Genomic DNA, 16,327 nt, shown 5'->3' with positions numbered 1-16,327 from the left:
ACTACAACACACGACGCGCCCACACCGCCCTCGGCGGCCAGCCACCCATCACCCGACTGACCGCCTAGACATCAACAACGTCACGAATCAGTACAGCTAGGGCAGCCCCACGAGGTGCACCGACATGGCCGACATCGCACCGGCCGCGGCCGTCAGGGCCGGGAACACCGTCCAGGCGTCGGTCCGGGTGCGCGGTGGTGGCCCGCCCGCGACGACGAGGGGGAGCCAGCGGGTGCGCAGGGGCAGGTAGAGGGCGAAGAGCACGGTGTCGGCCAGCAGCACGATCAGCAGCACCAGCGCGATCGGGTACAGGACCGCGGGGTTGCCGCGGCCGGGCTGGACGCCGTCGACCGGGGTCCACAGCAGTGACACCGCCACGCCGGTCCACAGCGCGAAGAGCAGCCAGGCCGACCAGTAACCGCGGCGGAAGGCGGTCGCGGTGCACCGCCGCGTCACCACCCCGCGGTTCAGGGCGGTGTGGCGCCAGACCAGCAGCGCCGCCAGGGCGCACAGCACGGCCGACTGCCAGGCCGACGGGTGGAAGGCCAGGTACACCACCGCGAAAGCCGCGGCGAACGCGGGCAGGGTGCGGCCGTACTGCAGGAACGCGCGGACCTCCGGCGGCGCGAGGAACCGGTTGGGGACGAGCGGGGTCGGTGCCATGCCGTCCTCGACGGCGGCCGCGGCCGGTGAGCGCAACGACGACAGCAGGAACAGCAGGGTGTCGGAGCGGCGTTCGCGGAAGTCGAGCCACTGGTGACGGCGCAGGTCCTCGTCGTCGGCGGGCAACGCGAGCGGGTCCAGCAGCACGCCGATCGCGCCGGGCCCGAGCGAGCGGATCGCCTCGGCCGCCTCCTCCCACGGGACCTGCGCGCTGACCAGCACCAGGGTCCACCGGGGCGAGGAGGACTTGGTCAGGCCCGCGCGCAGGCAGGCCGCCCTGATCTCGTCGGCGACCGGCTCGTCGGCGGGCGCGAGGCACCGCACCCCGACGGACGGCCCGTCCCGCGACTCGGACGGGACGCCGCGCTGCGCCAGGAACTGGGTGAGGACCAGCCAGGGGTTGCGGCCCTTCCGGTCCGCAGGAAGTGCCTCGTGGTAGGCGGGCCAGCCCGCCAGGAGCTCGCGGTGCTCGGCGCGGGTCATGGGCGGCAGGCGGGTGCGGCGGGTGCCCGAGCCGGTCGGCAGCCACAGCCGCAGGACACGGGAGCGGAGCACCAGGGCCGTGCCCGCCAGACCGCACAGCACCACCACGACCAGCAGCACGGTGATCGTCTCCAGCGCACCGGCCACCTCCGGCGGGATGGCGTACAGCTCGTAACGCAGCGACCGGTCGAGGAACACGTTCTCGGGCAGCCCCGGCAACGGCGCGGTCCCCACGACCACCTGCGCCACGTAGCCCAGCGCCAGCGCCGATCCGGCGGCGGAGGTGAACGCGAACAGCAACGCGCTGAACCGGCTGCGCCGCCGCGGCAGACCGGCGCCCGCGAGGACCACCCCGGTCAGCGCCGCGAACACCATCGCCGTCAAGCCCGTGAACAGGAACAGCATCGTCAGCCAGTACTTCTGCCGCAACGCGAGCAACGCGCTCTGCCGGGTCCACCCGGTGCCGCCGAACGGGTCGAACGTGAGCCCGGTGATCCGCACGTCCGTCACCGCCAGCAGCGCGAACGCCCACCCGAGGACGGCGGTCGTCACCACCAGCAGCAGGAACACCGCGAGCACCGGCACCGGCATCCGCGGCCACCCCCACCGGCTCGGAAGTGGCGCGCTGCCACCGGGTTCCGCCCGTCCGGACGCGATGGCGACCGCGAGCCCGGCGGTCCGGTCCCAGAACCGGGTGCGCAGGTCGTGCACCGGCAGACCGGCGAGCTCCTGCGGCAGCACGGCGGCCTCGACCACACCGAGGTGCACGGGAATGCCGCGCTCCAGCGCGCGCGTCCACTCGTGGCGCACGTACGCGGAGGCGAGCGCGGCCGGCGACACCAGCAACAGCAGCGCGTCGGCCTGCTCCAGGCCCTCGTCCAGCGCCGCGGCCCAGTCCGTGCCCGGCCGCAGCCGCTGCACGTCGAGCCACGGGTCGAGGCCGACCCGCGCCCCCAGCACGGCCGCCGCCTCCTCGGCGAAGTGGAACTCCCGCCGTGAGTAGCTGATGAAAACCCGTTGCGCCCCCACCCCGGTCACCGGCCCATGATCGCGGTCGGGCGCCGCCACGAACAGGGGCAAATGCAGCAGGAGTGCACTGGAACCGGGCCACAACGCCGCACGGCCGCACCGGGGCAGGACCCGGTGCGGCCGTGCGGGTGTTCAGAACGCGATCAGGCCGCCGTCGCCCACAGGGTGTAGGCGATCACGTCCGCGTTGCGGTCCAACGCGGTCGCGTTGACGTTGGCCGAGGTGTCGCAGGACCGGTGGTAGCACCGGTCGAACGCGACACCGGAGGAGCCGCCCCACTTCTGCGCCTGGGCCGAGGTCTTGATGCCCTCGGCGCCGGTGAACGTGCCACCGACCGGGATGCCGGCGCGGGCGAACGCGGCGTGGTCGGACCGGCCGCCGACGCTGGTCAGCTCGGTCTGGACGCCGATCGAGGAGAACCCGGCCTGCAGCCGCTGCTGCAGCGCGAGGGAGCCGGAGGGCTGGCCGGACGCGCTGTAGACGAAGTAGCCGGGGTTCGGCGAGCCGGTCATGTCGAAGTTCAGGTAGGTCTTGATCTTCGAACGCTCGGTCGTCGACAGCGAGTTCACGTAGTACGTGGAACCGACCAGGCCGAGCTCCTCCGCGCCCCACCAGGCGAAGCGCAGGTGCTTGGTGGGAGCGAACCCGGTGGCCTTCACCTGGAGGGCGACCTCCAGGATCGAGGCGGAACCGGTGCCGTTGTCGTTGATGCCGGGACCGGCGCTGACGCTGTCGAGGTGACCGCCGAGCATCACGACGTTGTTCGCGTCGCCGCCGGGGTAGTCCGCGATCAGGTTGTAGCCGGTGGCGCCGTTGCTGGTGAACGACTGGACGCGGGTGGTGAAGCCGGCCGCGTCCAGCTTGCCCTTCACCCAGTTCACCGAGGCCAGGTAACCGGGCCTGCCGTGGGCGCGGTTGCCGCCGTTGGCGGTGGCGATCGACTGGAGCTGGTTCAGGTGCGCCTGGACGTTCGCGACGCTGATGTCGGGTGCTGCCAGGACCGCCGGAGCGGCCGCTTGCGCCGGCGCGGTTCCGGCCACCGTCAGGGCGGCCGCCAGCGCGATCAGGATCCTCATGGTTCAACTCCGTGCAGGGTAGGGATTGAGCCACTGATCAACATGCTCTGCCGTGCATGAGCCGCGCTAGGGGCGAAGGTCGGTTTCGCGTCGGATTAGTTCAACTCGGTGGTGATCAACCAGAATGGTCCGGGTGGGTGATGTCACGGTTGTCCTGGGCGTCGGTGCCGCGGTCCTGCTGATCTCCGTGATCGCGGTCCGGGTGTCGATCCGCCTCGGGCTGCCCTCACTCCTGCTGTACCTGGGCATCGGCGTGCTCCTGGGCGAGTCGGTGCTCGGCATCGACTTCGACGACGCCGGCCTCACCCAGTCCCTCGGGATCGCCGCGCTGGTGCTGATCCTGACCGAGGGCGGCCTGACGACCCGGTGGCACGCGGTCAAGACCTCGCTCTGGCTGGGCGTCGCACTGTCCACAGTGGCCGTTGCGGTGAGCGTCGCCATCACCGGAACCGCGCTGCACCACCTGCTGGGCCTCGACTGGCGGATGGCGCTGCTCTGGGGTGCGGTGCTGTCGTCCACGGACGCGGCGGCCGTGTTCAGCGTCCTGCGGTCGCTGGGGGTGGGGGCACGGCTCACCGGCGCGCTCGAACTGGAGTCCGGCCTCAACGACGCGCCCGTCTACATCGCGGTCGTGCTGCTCGCCTCGTCCGACCAGATCTCGTGGACGGCACCGCTGCTGGTGCTCTACGAGCTGGGAGCGGGCGCGCTGATCGGCGTCGCGCTCGGCTGGCTGGGCGGCACGGGACTGCGGCACGCGGCCCTGCCCGCCACCGGCCTCTACCCGCTCGCCACCGTCGCCGTCTGCGTGATCGCCTACACCGCGGGCGACCTGGCGCACGCGTCCGGTTTCCTCGCCACCTACGTCGCCGCGCTGGTCCTGGGCAACGCCCGGCTGCCGCACCGCGCCGACACCCTGTCGTTCGCCGAGGGGCTCGGCTGGCTGGCCCAGATCGGCCTGTTCGTCCTGCTCGGCCTCTACGCCTCGCCGTCCCGGCTGCTCGACGTGCTGGTGCCCGCGCTGATCGCGGGCGTGGTGCTCACGTTCGTGGCGCGCCCGCTGTCGGTGGTGCTGTCGTTGCTGCCGTTCAAGGTGCCGTGGCGGGAACAGGCGTTCCTCTCCTGGTCGGGGCTGCGCGGCGCGGTGCCGATCGTGTTCGCGCTGATCCCGCTCATCCAGGGCGTCGAGGGTGCGCGCGAGCTGGTCGACGCGGTGTTCCTGCTGGTCATCGTCCTCACGGTGGTGCAGGGCACGACGCTGCCGTTCCTCGCGCGGCGGCTCGGGCTGGTCAACGCGAGCGAGCCGCAGGAGGTCCAGGTCGACTCCTCGCCGCTGGACGAGCTCGGCGCCGAGCTGCTGCAGGTGCACATCCAGCGCGGGTCGAAGCTGCACGGCGTCTACATGACCGAGCTGCGCATGCCCACCGGCGCCACGGTGAGCCTCGTGGTGCGCTCGGGCAAGAGCTTCACGCCACTTCCGACGACCCGGCTGCAGACCGGCGACCAGTTGCTCATCGTGACCACAGAAGAGGCGCGCGACGCCACCGAACGGCGGGTTCGCGCCGTGGACCGGGCCGGTCGTTACGCGCGGTGGAAGGGCGAGACCGGCGAATAGTCGGTCCCCGACGCTTCTCACGATGTGATCAGGTGTCGACGGATCGTGACGCGCCCGCTAACGTCGTCGGCAGGTCATGAGAGCCAGCGTCAAGCCCAAGCTTGCTGGCCGGCAACCCTCCAACCGCGGTGGGGTGCCCTTGGTGAGGACCTGGTCCGGCGCGCAGGGCGCCGGTCAAGCGCGGGCCTCCGAGAAGGCCCCCCGGCCCAGGAGGCAGCTCGATGACGCTCGCGATCACCCCGGACACCACCACCAAGGTTCCCTCCGTCGTCGGTTCCGACCTGCGCGTCCCGCTGGTGACCGGAGAGCGCGTCACCTACGCCAACCTCGACCACGCCGCCTCCGCCCCCTGCCTGCGGGAGGTGCGCGACGCCGTCGACGAGCTGCTGCCCTGGTACGCGAGCGTGCACCGCGGCGCCGGCTTCGCCTCCCAGGTGTCGACCCGCGTCTACGAGCAGGCGCGTGACCGCGTCCGGCGGTTCGTGGGTGCGCGTTCCACCGATGCCGTCGTCTTCACCCGCAACACCACTGACGCGCTGAACCTGCTGGCCCGCAGCGTGCCCAAGGGCACCGCGGTCGTGCTGTTCGACAGCGAGCACCACGCCGCGCTGCTGCCCTGGCGCGGGCCGAACGTGCAGCGCATCTCCACTCCTTCCTCGTCCGGCGCGGCACTCGTCGCGCTGGACCGGGCGTTGGCCGCCGCCCCGGTCGGTCCTCGGCTCGTGATCGTCACCGGGGCGTCCAACGTCACGGGGGAGCTGTGGCCGGTCGCCGAGCTCGCGAAGGTCGCCCGCAGGCACGGCGCCCGCATCGCGCTCGACGCCGCGCAGCTCGCCCCGCACCGCCCGATCGACGCCCGTGAGCTGGGCGTGGACTACCTGGCGTTCTCCGGCCACAAGATCTACGCGCCGTTCGGCGCCGGTGTGCTCGTCGGCCGGTCCGACTGGTTGCAGCAGGCCCAGCCCTACCTGGTGGGCGGCGGCGCCACGGCGAAGGTGACCGACCACGGCGACCGGCTCGGCGTCGCGTGGTCCGCGGTGCCGGAGCGGCACGAGGCGGGCAGCCCGAACGTCATCGGCGTGCACGCGCTGGCCGCGGCCTGCGAGATCCTGTCGCGGCACTGGGAGCAGACGATCGCGCACGAGCAGGAGCTGCTGCAGCGGCTGCGGGACGGCCTGCGCGCCATCCCCGGCCTGCGCGAGCTCTCGATCCTCACCGACGTCGACCGCGTGGGCGTCGTGAGCTTCACGGTCCCCGGCTTCGACGCGGGCTTCCTCGCGGCGGCGCTGTCGGCCGAGTACGGCGTCGGCGTGCGTGACGGCGCGTTCTGCGCCCATGTGGTCGTGGGACGTCTGGTGAAGAAGGCCGGTTCGCACGAAGACCGCGCCGTGCGCGCGTCGATCGGTCTCGGGACGACGGCCGAGCACGTGGACCGTTTGGTGGCCGCGCTGCGCACTCTCGTCACCGAAGGTCCGAAGTGGACCTACGCGCAGCGCGACGGCCGCTGGGTGGCCGAGGACGACAGCCGAACCCTGCCGCCGTTCCTCGCGTAGTCCAGGTAGTGGACAATGACCTGGTGAGTGACGAGTCCAAGGCCCCGGCGAAGGCCGCTGACGAGACTGCCGAGGAGCAGCCCAGCGCGCCGGAACCGGTCGCGGAACCGCAGGTCGCGCCTGTGGTGACCGCCGAGGCCGAGGACCGGCGCGAGACCGAGCAGCCCGAGCGGGCGCTGACGGTCTCCGAGCCGGACGCCGAACCCGAGTTCTCGATCACCGGCTCGCTGCCGGAGCCGCGGACCACCTACCTCGCGGTGCTGGCCGCCGGTGTGCTGGCGCTGGACGTCCTCACGAAAGTCCTCTCCGTGGCGTTCCTGGAGCGGTCAGAGCCGATCCAGCTGTTCGGCGGGCTGCTGCACCTGACGTTCGTCCGCAATCCCGGTGCCGCCTTCGGGCTGGCCGAGGGGTGGACGTGGATCCTCGCGCTGATCGCGTTCGGGGTCGTCGGTTTCATCACCTGGATCGCGCGCGACCTGCGCTCGACGCCCTGGGCGGTCGGTCTCGGGCTGGTGCTCGGCGGCGCCGTCGGCAACCTCGCCGACCGGCTGTTCCGCGCGCCCGGCCCGATGCGCGGCCACGTGGTGGACTTCCTGTCGTTGTTCGACCCGTTCGGCCAGGTGTGGCCGGTGTTCAACGTCGCCGACATGGCGATCGTCTGCGGTGGCGCGACGATCATCGTCTTGGCGCTGCTGCAGCACGACTACGACGGGACGGTTCACAAGGAGAAGATCGACGCGTGAGCGGATACCGAACGCTGCCCATTCCCGACGGTCTGGACGGCATGCGCGTCGACGCGGGCCTCGCGAAGCTGCTGGGCCTGTCCCGCACCGCGGTGGCCGCCATCGCCGACGCCGACGACGTGCTGATCGACGGCCGGGTCGTGGGCAAGTCCGACCGGCTCACGGCCGGCGCGATGCTGGAGATCACCCTGCCGGCCCCGCCGCAGCCGGTGACCGTGCAGGCCATCCCGGTCGAGGGCCTGGTCGTGATCCACGAGGACGACGACATCATCGTCGTGGACAAGCCCGTCGGCGTGGCCGTGCACCCCTCGCCGGGCTGGACCGGCCCGACCGTCGTGGGCGGTCTCGCCGCCGCCGGTCACCGGGTCGCGACCTCGGGTGCCGCGGAGCGCCAGGGCGTCGTGCACCGCCTCGACGTCGGCACCACCGGCGTGATGGTCGTCGCGAAGTCCGAGTCGGCGTACTCGGCGCTCAAGCACGCGTTCAAGGAGCGGACCGTCGACAAGGTCTACCACGCGATCGTCCAGGGCCACCCGGACCCGATCAAGGGCACCATCGACGCGCCGATCGACCGGCACCCCAAGCACGACTACAAGTTCGCCGTGATGAACTCCGGCAAGCCGTCGATCACCCACTACGAGGTGATCGAGGCGTTCCGCGCGGCGTCGTTCGTCGAGGTGCACCTGGAGACCGGCCGCACGCACCAGATCCGCGTGCACTTCTCGGCGCTGCACCACCCGTGCGTGGGCGACCTGACCTACGGCGCGGACCCCACGCTGGCCAAGCGGCTCGGCGTGGCGCGGCAGTGGCTGCACGCGCGCCAGCTCGGGTTCCACCACCCCGGCACGGGCGAGTGGGTCACCTACACCTCCGAGTACCCGGCGGACCTCGCCGCGTCCCTGGAGCAGCTGCGCGAGGAAGGCTGACCGCAGGCCGATTGCGTCTGGGTAAATCACCGGTTGACGACGTTTCATTTGATGTTGATCGGTGCCGCTCATAGCGTTCTCGGCATGAACCTCACCGTCCTAGCCGCCTCCGGCCGCACCGGCCTCGCCCTCACCCGGCAGGCCCTGGCCCGCGGCCACGCGGTCACGGCGATCGCCCGCGATCCCGGCAAGATCGCGCTCGACCACCCGGACCTGCGCAAGGTCGCGGGTGACGTGGCCGACCCGGCGAGCCTCGCCGTCGCCGGGGGCACCGTCGTCCTCTCCGGCCTCGGCACGGACCGGCCCGGTGTCCTGCTCGACGGTGCGAAGGCCGTCGTCGCCGCCGGACCGGAACGGGTCATCTGGCTCGGCGCGTACGGCACCGGCCCGTCGCGCGCGGCCGCCGGTGATGGTGGCCGTGTGCTGGAGAAGTTCCTCGGCGACCGGATCGCCGACAAGGTGGCGGCCGACGAGACCGTCCTCGCCGCCGGTGGCACGGTCTTCCACGCCGGTGTGCTCTCCGACGGGCCGCTCAGCGCCGAGCGGCGCACGGTCGGGCTGGACGCCGCGCCGCCGTTCGACCTCACCGCTCAGGTCAGCCGCGAGACCGTGGCCGCGGCGATGCTCGACGAGGCCGAGTCGCCGCGGTTCGCCGGTGCCGTCGCGCTACCGCTGGACCACCTCGGCGAATGACGCCCGCACCTGCTCGCGCAACCACGCGTGGGCGAGGTCGGAGTCGTAGCGCTGGTGCCAGTTGCAGTTCACCGGTGCCGGCGGCGACTCGACCGGCAACGGCAGGGTGACGAGCCCGAACGCCTCGATCAGCGGGCGGCACAGGATCGCCGTGGTGGTGACCAGCGCGTGGCTCGCGACCGCGATCTGCAGTGCGGAGTGGACGGTCGCCACCGTCGCGATCACCCTGCGCTGCAAGCCTTCCGCTGCCAACAGGTCGTCGATCGGCGCGGTGAGCCGGCCGCGGCGGGACACCACGACGTGCGGGTGTGCCGCGTACGCCGGGAGGTCGAGCCCGCCCGCGCACGGGTGGTCCGGGCGCAGCGCGACGGCCAGCGGGTCGTGGCCGAGCGTCTCCGACCGGAACTCCGGCAACGCCGGTGCGCCGCCGCCGAGCTCCAGGTCGACCCGGCCGTGCCGCAGGTCGTCGGTGTCACCGGAGTGCTCGGCGAGCACCCGCAACCGCACACCGGGTGCCCGTTCCGCGACCCGGGCGACCAGCGCCGGCACCAGTGACGAGGCCAGCGCGTCGTGGCACCGCACGGTGAACGTGCGGTCCAGTTGGGCCAGGTCGAGCGCACGACTCGGTGCCAGCACGGCGTTGGCCTGGCGCACCAGCCGGTGCACCTCGTCGGCGATCCCGAGCGCGTACGGCGTCGGCGTCATCGAATGACCGGTGCGCACCAGGATGTCGTCTCCGGTGACCTTCCTGATCCGCCCCAGCGTGCGGCTGACCGCGGGTGACGACAGGTGCAGCCGTTCGGCCGCGCCCATCACGCTGCCCTCCTCGAGCAGGGCGTCGAGCACGGTCAGCAGGTTCAGATCCGCTTGCATGAACAGACATCGTATGGAGGAACCGTGAACGCGGAACTCGTCGCGGCCGTTCGCCGCGCAGGAGCCCGGATGCTCAAGCGCTACTCGCCGGAGTCGCGCGCCGCAGACCTCGACGCGGTCGTCGCCGGCGTGCGCGCCAACGACGCGGCCGTCGTCGACCTGCTGCGCCCCGAGCTCGCCGCGATCCGGCCGCAGGCGCGCTGGCTCGACGACGAGCACGGCTCCGGCCCGCTGGAGCCGGGCGAGTGGTGGCTCGTCGACCCGGTGGGCGGCAACATGAACGCCGTCCACGGCATGACCGACTGGAACATCGGCGTGAGCCTCGTCCGCGACGGCCGCCCGGTGCTGGCCGCCGTGTACTTCCCATTGTTCGACGAGATGTTCACCGCGGCCGAGGGCGAGGGCGCGTTCCTCAACGGGGTGCGGCTGCGCGTGTCCGCGAAGACCTCGCTGGACGGTGCGCTGGCCGGGACCGGGCAGGCCCAGCCGGGGCAGGGGCCGGAGATGGCCGACCGGGTCGGCGCCTCCTGCAGCGCGATGGCGAAGGAGGCCCTGTACGTGCGGATCTCCGTGCCGGTGACCCACCAGCTCGCCCAGGTCGCCGCCGGGCGGATGGACCTGCACTGGCAGTACGACAACGTGCGCGCGCACGCCGCCGGTGTGCTGCTCGTGCAAGAGGCGGGCGGTGTCGTCACCGACCTCGACGGCACGCCGTGGAAGCTGACGACCCGCGAATACCTGGCTGCCGCACCGGGCGTGCACGCGGCGGCGTTGACGGTGCTGTCCTGAGCAGGTCACCAATCCCCGCTCGCTCCGTCCAAGCCGCCTCAGCCCCTGGCTCCAACGGCGTCTGCAAGTACCGCCAACTCAACATCAACAGGCACTTTTCTACTACCAACAACGCGCGAGGCGCCTGCGAGGGGTCAGTCCTCGACGGTCCACACGAGGGTGTTGACGTCGACCTCGGGGCGCACGCTCCACCGCACCTGGGTGAGGTCCGTCGTGTCCGGCAGCACGAACACCGTGTGACCGCCTGCGGTCTCACCCGGCTGCACGCCGAGCTTGTGCGCGGGCCGCGAGGACAGCGACACCGGCGCCTTCGTGACGGTCTCGCCGGTCCTGGTCACGAGGACCAGGTACATGTCCGGCAACGAGGTGAACGGGACCTGCGAGGCGTTGGTGACCTCGGTGTGCACGACCACGGCCCGCTCACCCTCGGCCAGCTTGTAGCCGGCGGCGGTGAACAGGAAGTCGGCCGGGTCGACGACCTCGACGAGCTGGATGGACAGGCGGGCGCCTTCCAGGCTGTCCGCCTCCAGCGTCGTGCCGACCTTGCCGGTGCGCGACATCGGCCGGGGCTGCGGCTGGTCGGCGCGGACCCAGCCCGCAGACTGCGGCGGGCCCCACGGGTTCGGCGGTTGCTGCTGCTGCACGGGGAAGGGCTGGGACTGCGGGCCGGGCTGGGGCTGCGGCGGCGCGACCGGGTGCGGGCCGCTCACGTGGTGGGGTCCGCTCTGGTGCACGGCGTAGGCGCCGGACGGGGGCGGGCCCTGGTAGTTGCCGTAGGCGGCGGCGTTCGCCAGCGCGCGCCGGATGCCGTTCGGGTCGCACTCCACACCGACGAGCAGCGGCAGACCGCTGCCGGACAGGGTGATCAGGCGCATGGCGGCCTCGCGCGGGTCCATGCCCAGGCGCTGGGCGATCTCGTGCACGGCGGCACGGCCCGAGTCGGCGAGCATGGCCAGCAAACGGGCGTCAACGGGATCAGGGGCCACCACGAAAAGAACGCTACCCCCCGCTCCTGATCTTCGCGTCACCGCCCGGCCCCAGCGCGATCACGGTCACGCCGGTCCTCCGGGGGTGGCGTCACAGCGCGTACCGGATCGAGTGGGAAAGAGTGGCGAGCCAGGAGTTAACGGGGTTAACTGGGTGGGGTGACAACACTCACCAAGCTGCCCGACGACTACGTCCAGAACCCGCACGAGGCGCACGACCTGCTGCGCGCAGAGGCACCCGTGCACGAGGTCCACCTGCCCCGTGGACTGAAGGTCTGGCTCGTGACCCGTCACGAAGAAGCGAAGATCGCCCTCACCGACCCGCGGATCAGCAAGGACATCACGGTCGGGCGGTCCGTCTTCGACAAGCACACCCCGCCGGACGCGCGGCGCGGCGAGTTCGAGTCCTCGCTCTCGGTCCACATGCTCAACATGGACCCGCCGGACCACACCCGGTTGCGCAAGCTCGTCACCAAGGCGTTCACCGCACGCCGCATCGAGCTGCTGCGGCCCCGCGTCAACGAGATCGCGGCAGAGCTCATCGCGCGGATGAACGACGGCGACGAGGTGGACCTGCTGGAGGAGTTCGCGTTCCCGCTGCCGATCACGGTGATCTGCGAGCTGCTCGGCATCCCGATCGACAACCGCGAGGAGTTCCGCGGGTGGTCGAACACGCTGCTGTCGTTCGGCACGCCCGAGCAGATCCAGCACGCCGCCGGCGCGATGGCGCAGTTCCTGTTCCAGCACGTCGAGAAGGTCCGCGCCGCCGAACCGGACGACACGTTCTTCTCGGCGCTGGTGCACGCCGACGACTCCGGTGACCGGCTCAACACCGAAGAGCTCGTGTCGATGGCGTTCCTGCTGCTCGTGGCCGGCCACGAGACGACGGTCAACCTCATCGGCAACGCCGTGCTGGCACTGCTGAAGAACCCCGACCAGCTGCAGGTCCTGAAGGACCGGCCGGAGCTGATCCCCGCCAGCGCCGAGGAGTTCCTGCGGCTGGAGGGCCCGGTCAACATCGCGACCTTCCGCTACACCACCGAGCCGATCGAGCTGGGCGGCGTGCAGATCCCGGCCGACGAGCTCGTCATGGTGTCGCTGATCGCCGCCAACCGGGACCCGGCCAAGTACGAGAACCCCGACCGGCTCGACGTGACCCGCTCCGCGCAGGGGCACGTGGCGTTCGGCCACGGTCTGCACTTCTGCCTGGGCGCGCCGCTGGCCCGGCTGGAGTTCGACGTGGCGCTCACCCAGCTGCTGGCCCGGTTCCCTGACCTGTCGCTGGCGGCGGAGCCGGAGACCCTGGCGTGGCGGGACAGCACGCTGATCCGCGGCCTGCTCACCCTGCCGGTCAAGCTCGCCTAATGTCACGCGGGTGGACGACCTGCTGAAGCTCGACCAGGCGCACGTCTGGCACCCGTACGGCCCGATGCCGGGCACCCAGGAGCCGCTGCTCGTCGAGTCCGCGGAGGGTGTCCGGCTCACGCTCGCCGACGGTCGCGAGCTGGTCGACGGCATGTCGTCGTGGTGGGCCGCGATCCACGGCTACCGGCACCCGGTCCTGGACGCGGCCGTCACCGACCAGCTGGGGCGGATGAGCCACGTGATGTTCGGCGGGCTCACGCACGAGCCCGCCGTCCGGCTCTGCGCGCGGCTCGTCGAGGTCACGCCCGCCGAGCTGCAGCACGTGTTCCTGTGCGACTCCGGTTCGGTGGCGGTCGAGGTCGCCGTGAAGATGTGCCTGCAGTACTGGCGTTCGCGCAACCGGCCGGAGAAGCGGCGGCTGCTCACGTGGCGCGGCGGGTACCACGGCGACACGTTCACCCCCATGTCCGTGTGCGACCCCGAGGGCGGGATGCACTCGCTGTGGCGCGGCGTCCTGCCGGCGCAGGTGTTCGCCGACGCGCCACCGGCGGAGCTGGACACCGCGTACGTGCAGCACCTCGCGGACGTGGTCGAGCAGCACGCGGACGAGCTGGCCGCGATCATCGTCGAGCCGGTCGTGCAGGGCGCCGGCGGGATGCGCTTCCACGACCCGCGCTACCTGCACGTCCTGCGCGAGCTCGCGTACACGCACGACGTGCTGTTGGTGTTCGACGAGATCGCCACCGGGTTCGGGCGCACCGGCGAGCTGTTCGCCGCCGACCACGCGAACGTCAGCCCGGACGTGATGTGCGTAGGCAAGTCGCTGACCGGCGGGTACCTGTCGATGGCCGCCGCGCTGTGCACGCCGCGGGTCGCGGACGGGATCAGCCGGGGCGAGGTGCCGGTGCTCGCGCACGGGCCGACGTTCATGGGCAACCCGCTCGCCTCGGCGGTGTCACTGGCCTCGATCGACCTGCTGCTGTCGCAGAACTGGAAGCGTGAGGTCGCACGCATCTCGGCCGGGTTGTCAGCCGGACTGGAGCCTGCGCGCGCGTTGCCGGGTGTGAAGGACGTGCGCGTGCTGGGAGCCATCGGTGTCGTGCAGCTGCACGAGCCCGTGGACATGGCACGGGCCACGAAGGCCGCGGTGGACGCCGGGGTGTGGCTGCGGCCGTTCCGCGACCTCGTCTACACGATGCCGCCGTTCATCAGCACGGACGACGACATCGCGCAGATCGCTCACGGGGTGATCGCGGCGGCCAGCTGAGTGTCGGACGGCTCGACCAGGAACTCGCCGTTCGGCAGCACCACGACGGGGATGTTCTTGCGGCCGGAGATCTCGACGGCCCTGTCCCGCGCCTCGTCGTCGTGCTCCACGTCGACGTAGGTGAAAGCCACGTTGTTGCGGGTCAGCCACGACTTGGCCCTGCGGCAGTCGCCACACCACTCGGCGCCGTACATCACGATCGGTTCATCAGCCATGCCGTCACCGTAGGTGAAGTTCTAAGGTGAGTGCCTGTGAGCGTGCTGGTGATCACCGGAACCGGGACAGAGGTCGGCAAGACCGCCGTCACCGCGGGCATCGCGGCGCTGGCCAGGGCAGAGGGCAGACGGGTCGCGGTGCTCAAGCCCGCGCAGACCGGTCTGCTGCCCGGCGAGCCGGGCGACGTGGCCGAGGTGGCGCGGCTGGCGGGCGACGTCACGACGCGTGAGCTGGCGAGATACCCCGACCCGCTGGCGCCGGCCACCGCCGCCAGGCGCGCCGGCATGGCCACCGTGCACCCCAAGGACGTCGCCGCGGCCGTGACGGAGCTCGACGCCGACCACGACCTGGTGCTCGTCGAAGGAGCCGGCGGGCTGCTCGTGCGGTTCGACGAGGGCGGTTCGACCCTGGCCGACATCGCGTGGGCGGTGAACGCGCCGGTGCTCGTCGTCGCCCAAGCGGGGCTCGGCACGCTCAACACGACCGCGCTGACCGCCGAGGCGTTGCAGCGGCGCGGCCTGGAGGCCATCGGCGTCGTCGTGGGCAGCTGGCCGCCGCACCCCGACCTCGCGTCCCTCACGAACCTCGCGGACCTGCCGGAAGCGGCCGGTGCCCCGTTGCTCGGCGCGCTCCCGCAGGGGGTGACGAAGCTCGGCGCCCCGGACTTCCTGGCGGTGGCCAGGAGGTCGTTCTCGCCCTGGTTCGGCGGTGCGTTCGACCCGGACACGTTCGCCGCTCAGTTCGCGGTCCAGTGACCTACGTCGCTGCACGATGAAGGATTCAGTGCGGCATAGTGCACGCCAGGCCACAGGAGGAGGAGAGACAGTGACCGCAGCCCCGGAACGGATCGACGTGCTCGACGAGGCTCGTGAGCAGGTGCTCGAACGAGGAGTCGGCCTGTCCGAGGCACAGGTCCTGCGGGTGCTCGAGCTCCCCGACGACCGCGTCCCCGAGCTGCTCGCGCTGGCCCACGAGGTCCGCGAGCGCTGGTGCGGTCCCGAGGTCGAGGTCGAGGGCATCGTCTCGCTCAAGACCGGCGGCTGCCCGGAGGACTGCCACTTCTGCTCGCAGTCCGGCCAGTTCCCCTCACCGGTGCGCTCGGCGTGGCTCGACATCCCCGGCCTGGTCCGCGCGGCGCGGCAGACCCGCGACACCGGCGCGACCGAGTTCTGCATCGTCGCGGCCGTGCGCGGCCCGGACAAGCGGCTGCTCTCGCAGGTCCGCGACGGCATCAAGGCCATCCGCGCCGACGGCAACGACATCCAGATCGCCTGCTCGCTCGGCATGCTCACGCAGGAGCAGGTCGACGAGCTCGTGGCGATGGGCGTGCACCGCTACAACCACAACCTGGAGACGGCCCGCTCGCACTTCCCGGAGGTCGTGACCACGCACTCCTGGGAGGAGCGCTGGGACACGCTGAAGATGATCCGCGCCGCCGGCATGGAGGTCTGCTGCGGCGGCATCATCGGCATGGGGGAGACGCTCGCGCAGCGCGCCGAGTTCGCGGTGCAGCTCGCGGAGCTGGAACCGGACGAGGTGCCGCTCAACTTCCTCATCCCCAACCCCGGCACGCCGTACGAGAACTACCCGGTCGTCGAGGGCGCCGAGGCGCTGCGCACGGTCGGCGCGTTCCGGCTGGCGCTGCCGCGCACGATCCTGCGGTTCGCCGGCGGTCGTGAGCTGACGTTCGGCGACCTGGGTGCGAAGCAGGGCATGCTCGGCGGCATCAACGCGATCATCGTCGGCAACTACCTGACGAACCTCGGCCGCCCGGCGCAGCAGGACCTCGACATGCTCGAAGAGCTGTCGATGCCCATCAAGGCGCTGAGCCAGACCCTGTGATGGTCACGACCGTGTACTGCTCGTTCTGCGGCAAAGAGGAAGCTGACGGCGACCACGCGTTCTGCCGTCAGCGACTGTCCCTGATCGACCCGCCGCGCTACTGCGCCGAGTGCGCCCGCCGGATGGTCGTCCAGGTGACCCCGGACGGCTGGACGGCGCGCTGCAGCCGTCACGGCGAGACGACGTCGGCTCGGTAGTAACCTTCCGCGAC

The 16,327-nt window shown here is 71.6% G+C and carries 16 protein-coding genes and 1 riboswitch; of the genes, 11 read left to right on the top strand and 5 right to left on the bottom strand.

Annotation, left to right across the window (positions count from 1 at the left end):
• Positions 1-96 precede the first annotated feature (96 nt).
• Both ACZ7CH_RS33110 and ACZ7CH_RS33105 read right to left on the bottom strand, forming a co-directional pair.
• Entirely contained in the window at positions 97-2,184 is a 2,088-nt protein-coding gene (locus tag ACZ7CH_RS33110; RefSeq protein WP_470375741.1) for a TIR domain-containing protein, read from the bottom strand.
• A 134-nt stretch (positions 2,185-2,318) separates the two neighbouring features.
• Complete coding sequence (locus ACZ7CH_RS33105; RefSeq protein WP_458430738.1) at positions 2,319-3,251, bottom strand: M28 family metallopeptidase; 933 nt, start codon at positions 3,249-3,251, stop codon at positions 2,319-2,321.
• A 133-nt stretch (positions 3,252-3,384) separates the two neighbouring features.
• On the opposite strand from ACZ7CH_RS33105, the gene ACZ7CH_RS33100 reads away from it, so the two are divergent.
• From ACZ7CH_RS33100 to ACZ7CH_RS33080, 5 genes are all read left to right on the top strand, one after another.
• Positions 3,385-4,863, top strand: coding sequence for a potassium/proton antiporter (locus tag ACZ7CH_RS33100; protein WP_470370690.1), 1,479 nt, complete (start codon positions 3,385-3,387; stop codon positions 4,861-4,863).
• A 72-nt stretch (positions 4,864-4,935) separates the two neighbouring features.
• Positions 4,936-5,050: riboswitch (SAM riboswitch) on the top strand.
• Positions 5,051-5,084: 34 nt separating this feature from the next.
• The gene (locus tag ACZ7CH_RS33095; RefSeq protein ID WP_470375740.1) at positions 5,085-6,416 is read left to right on the top strand and encodes an aminotransferase class V-fold PLP-dependent enzyme; all 1,332 of its coding nucleotides are present in this window, start codon (positions 5,085-5,087) and stop codon (positions 6,414-6,416) included.
• 23 nt (positions 6,417-6,439) lie between these two features.
• Positions 6,440-7,159, top strand: a complete 720-nt coding sequence (gene lspA, locus ACZ7CH_RS33090) for a signal peptidase II (protein ID WP_360390466.1) — start codon at positions 6,440-6,442, stop codon at positions 7,157-7,159.
• Positions 7,160-7,200: 41 nt separating this feature from the next.
• A complete protein-coding gene (locus ACZ7CH_RS33085; RefSeq protein WP_360391465.1) occupies positions 7,201-8,085 on the top strand; it encodes an RluA family pseudouridine synthase in 885 nt (294 codons plus the stop codon).
• Positions 8,086-8,169: 84 nt separating this feature from the next.
• Positions 8,170-8,778: an NAD(P)-dependent oxidoreductase gene (locus ACZ7CH_RS33080; protein ID WP_470375739.1), complete on the top strand. Its 609-nt coding sequence runs from the start codon at positions 8,170-8,172 to the stop codon at positions 8,776-8,778.
• Here ACZ7CH_RS33080 and ACZ7CH_RS33075 read toward each other — a convergent pair.
• Entirely contained in the window at positions 8,752-9,651 is a 900-nt protein-coding gene (locus ACZ7CH_RS33075; protein WP_470375738.1) for a LysR family transcriptional regulator, read from the bottom strand. The two genes, ACZ7CH_RS33080 and ACZ7CH_RS33075, sit on opposite strands and share 27 nt — an antisense overlap.
• Positions 9,652-9,675: 24 nt before the next feature.
• Between ACZ7CH_RS33075 and ACZ7CH_RS33070 the strand changes: the two genes are divergently transcribed.
• Positions 9,676-10,440, top strand: coding sequence for an inositol monophosphatase family protein (locus tag ACZ7CH_RS33070; RefSeq protein ID WP_470375737.1), 765 nt, complete (start codon positions 9,676-9,678; stop codon positions 10,438-10,440).
• A gap of 134 nt (positions 10,441-10,574) precedes the next feature.
• Here ACZ7CH_RS33070 and ACZ7CH_RS33065 read toward each other — a convergent pair whose 3' ends face one another.
• The gene (locus tag ACZ7CH_RS33065; RefSeq protein WP_458430743.1) at positions 10,575-11,429 is read right to left on the bottom strand and encodes an AsnC family protein; all 855 of its coding nucleotides are present in this window, start codon (positions 11,427-11,429) and stop codon (positions 10,575-10,577) included.
• Positions 11,430-11,585: 156 nt separating this feature from the next.
• On the opposite strand from ACZ7CH_RS33065, the gene ACZ7CH_RS33060 reads away from it, so the two are divergent.
• A complete protein-coding gene (locus ACZ7CH_RS33060; RefSeq protein WP_360390453.1) occupies positions 11,586-12,791 on the top strand; it encodes a cytochrome P450 family protein in 1,206 nt (401 codons plus the stop codon).
• 64 nt (positions 12,792-12,855) lie between these two features.
• Complete coding sequence (locus ACZ7CH_RS33055; protein ID WP_470375749.1) at positions 12,856-14,058, top strand: adenosylmethionine--8-amino-7-oxononanoate transaminase; 1,203 nt, start codon at positions 12,856-12,858, stop codon at positions 14,056-14,058.
• Here ACZ7CH_RS33055 and ACZ7CH_RS33050 read toward each other — a convergent pair.
• Positions 14,031-14,273, bottom strand: a complete 243-nt coding sequence (locus ACZ7CH_RS33050; protein WP_360390450.1) for a glutaredoxin family protein — start codon at positions 14,271-14,273, stop codon at positions 14,031-14,033. The genes ACZ7CH_RS33055 and ACZ7CH_RS33050 overlap by 28 nt on opposite strands.
• 36 nt (positions 14,274-14,309) lie before the next feature.
• Between ACZ7CH_RS33050 and bioD the strand changes: the two genes are divergently transcribed.
• The 3 genes from bioD to bsaP all read left to right on the top strand — a co-directional run bounded on the left by bioD (position 14,310) and on the right by bsaP (position 16,313).
• Positions 14,310-15,029, top strand: a complete 720-nt coding sequence (gene bioD / locus ACZ7CH_RS33045) for a dethiobiotin synthase (RefSeq protein WP_360390448.1) — start codon at positions 14,310-14,312, stop codon at positions 15,027-15,029.
• A 70-nt stretch (positions 15,030-15,099) separates the two neighbouring features.
• Positions 15,100-16,116 carry a biotin synthase BioB gene (gene bioB / locus ACZ7CH_RS33040; protein ID WP_360390446.1) on the top strand — a complete coding sequence of 339 codons (1,017 nt, stop codon included), beginning with the start codon at positions 15,100-15,102 and terminating at the stop codon, positions 16,114-16,116.
• The gene (bsaP, locus tag ACZ7CH_RS33035; protein ID WP_360390444.1) at positions 16,116-16,313 is read left to right on the top strand and encodes a biotin synthase auxiliary protein BsaP; all 198 of its coding nucleotides are present in this window, start codon (positions 16,116-16,118) and stop codon (positions 16,311-16,313) included. The genes bioB and bsaP overlap by 1 nt, the downstream gene beginning before the upstream one ends.
• Positions 16,314-16,327: the final 14 nt, after the last annotated feature.

The organism is Lentzea sp. NPDC037011, assembly GCF_055607425.1.
Note: the sequence above shows the minus strand (reverse complement) of the source record. Positions and strands in the feature narration are given on the sequence as shown.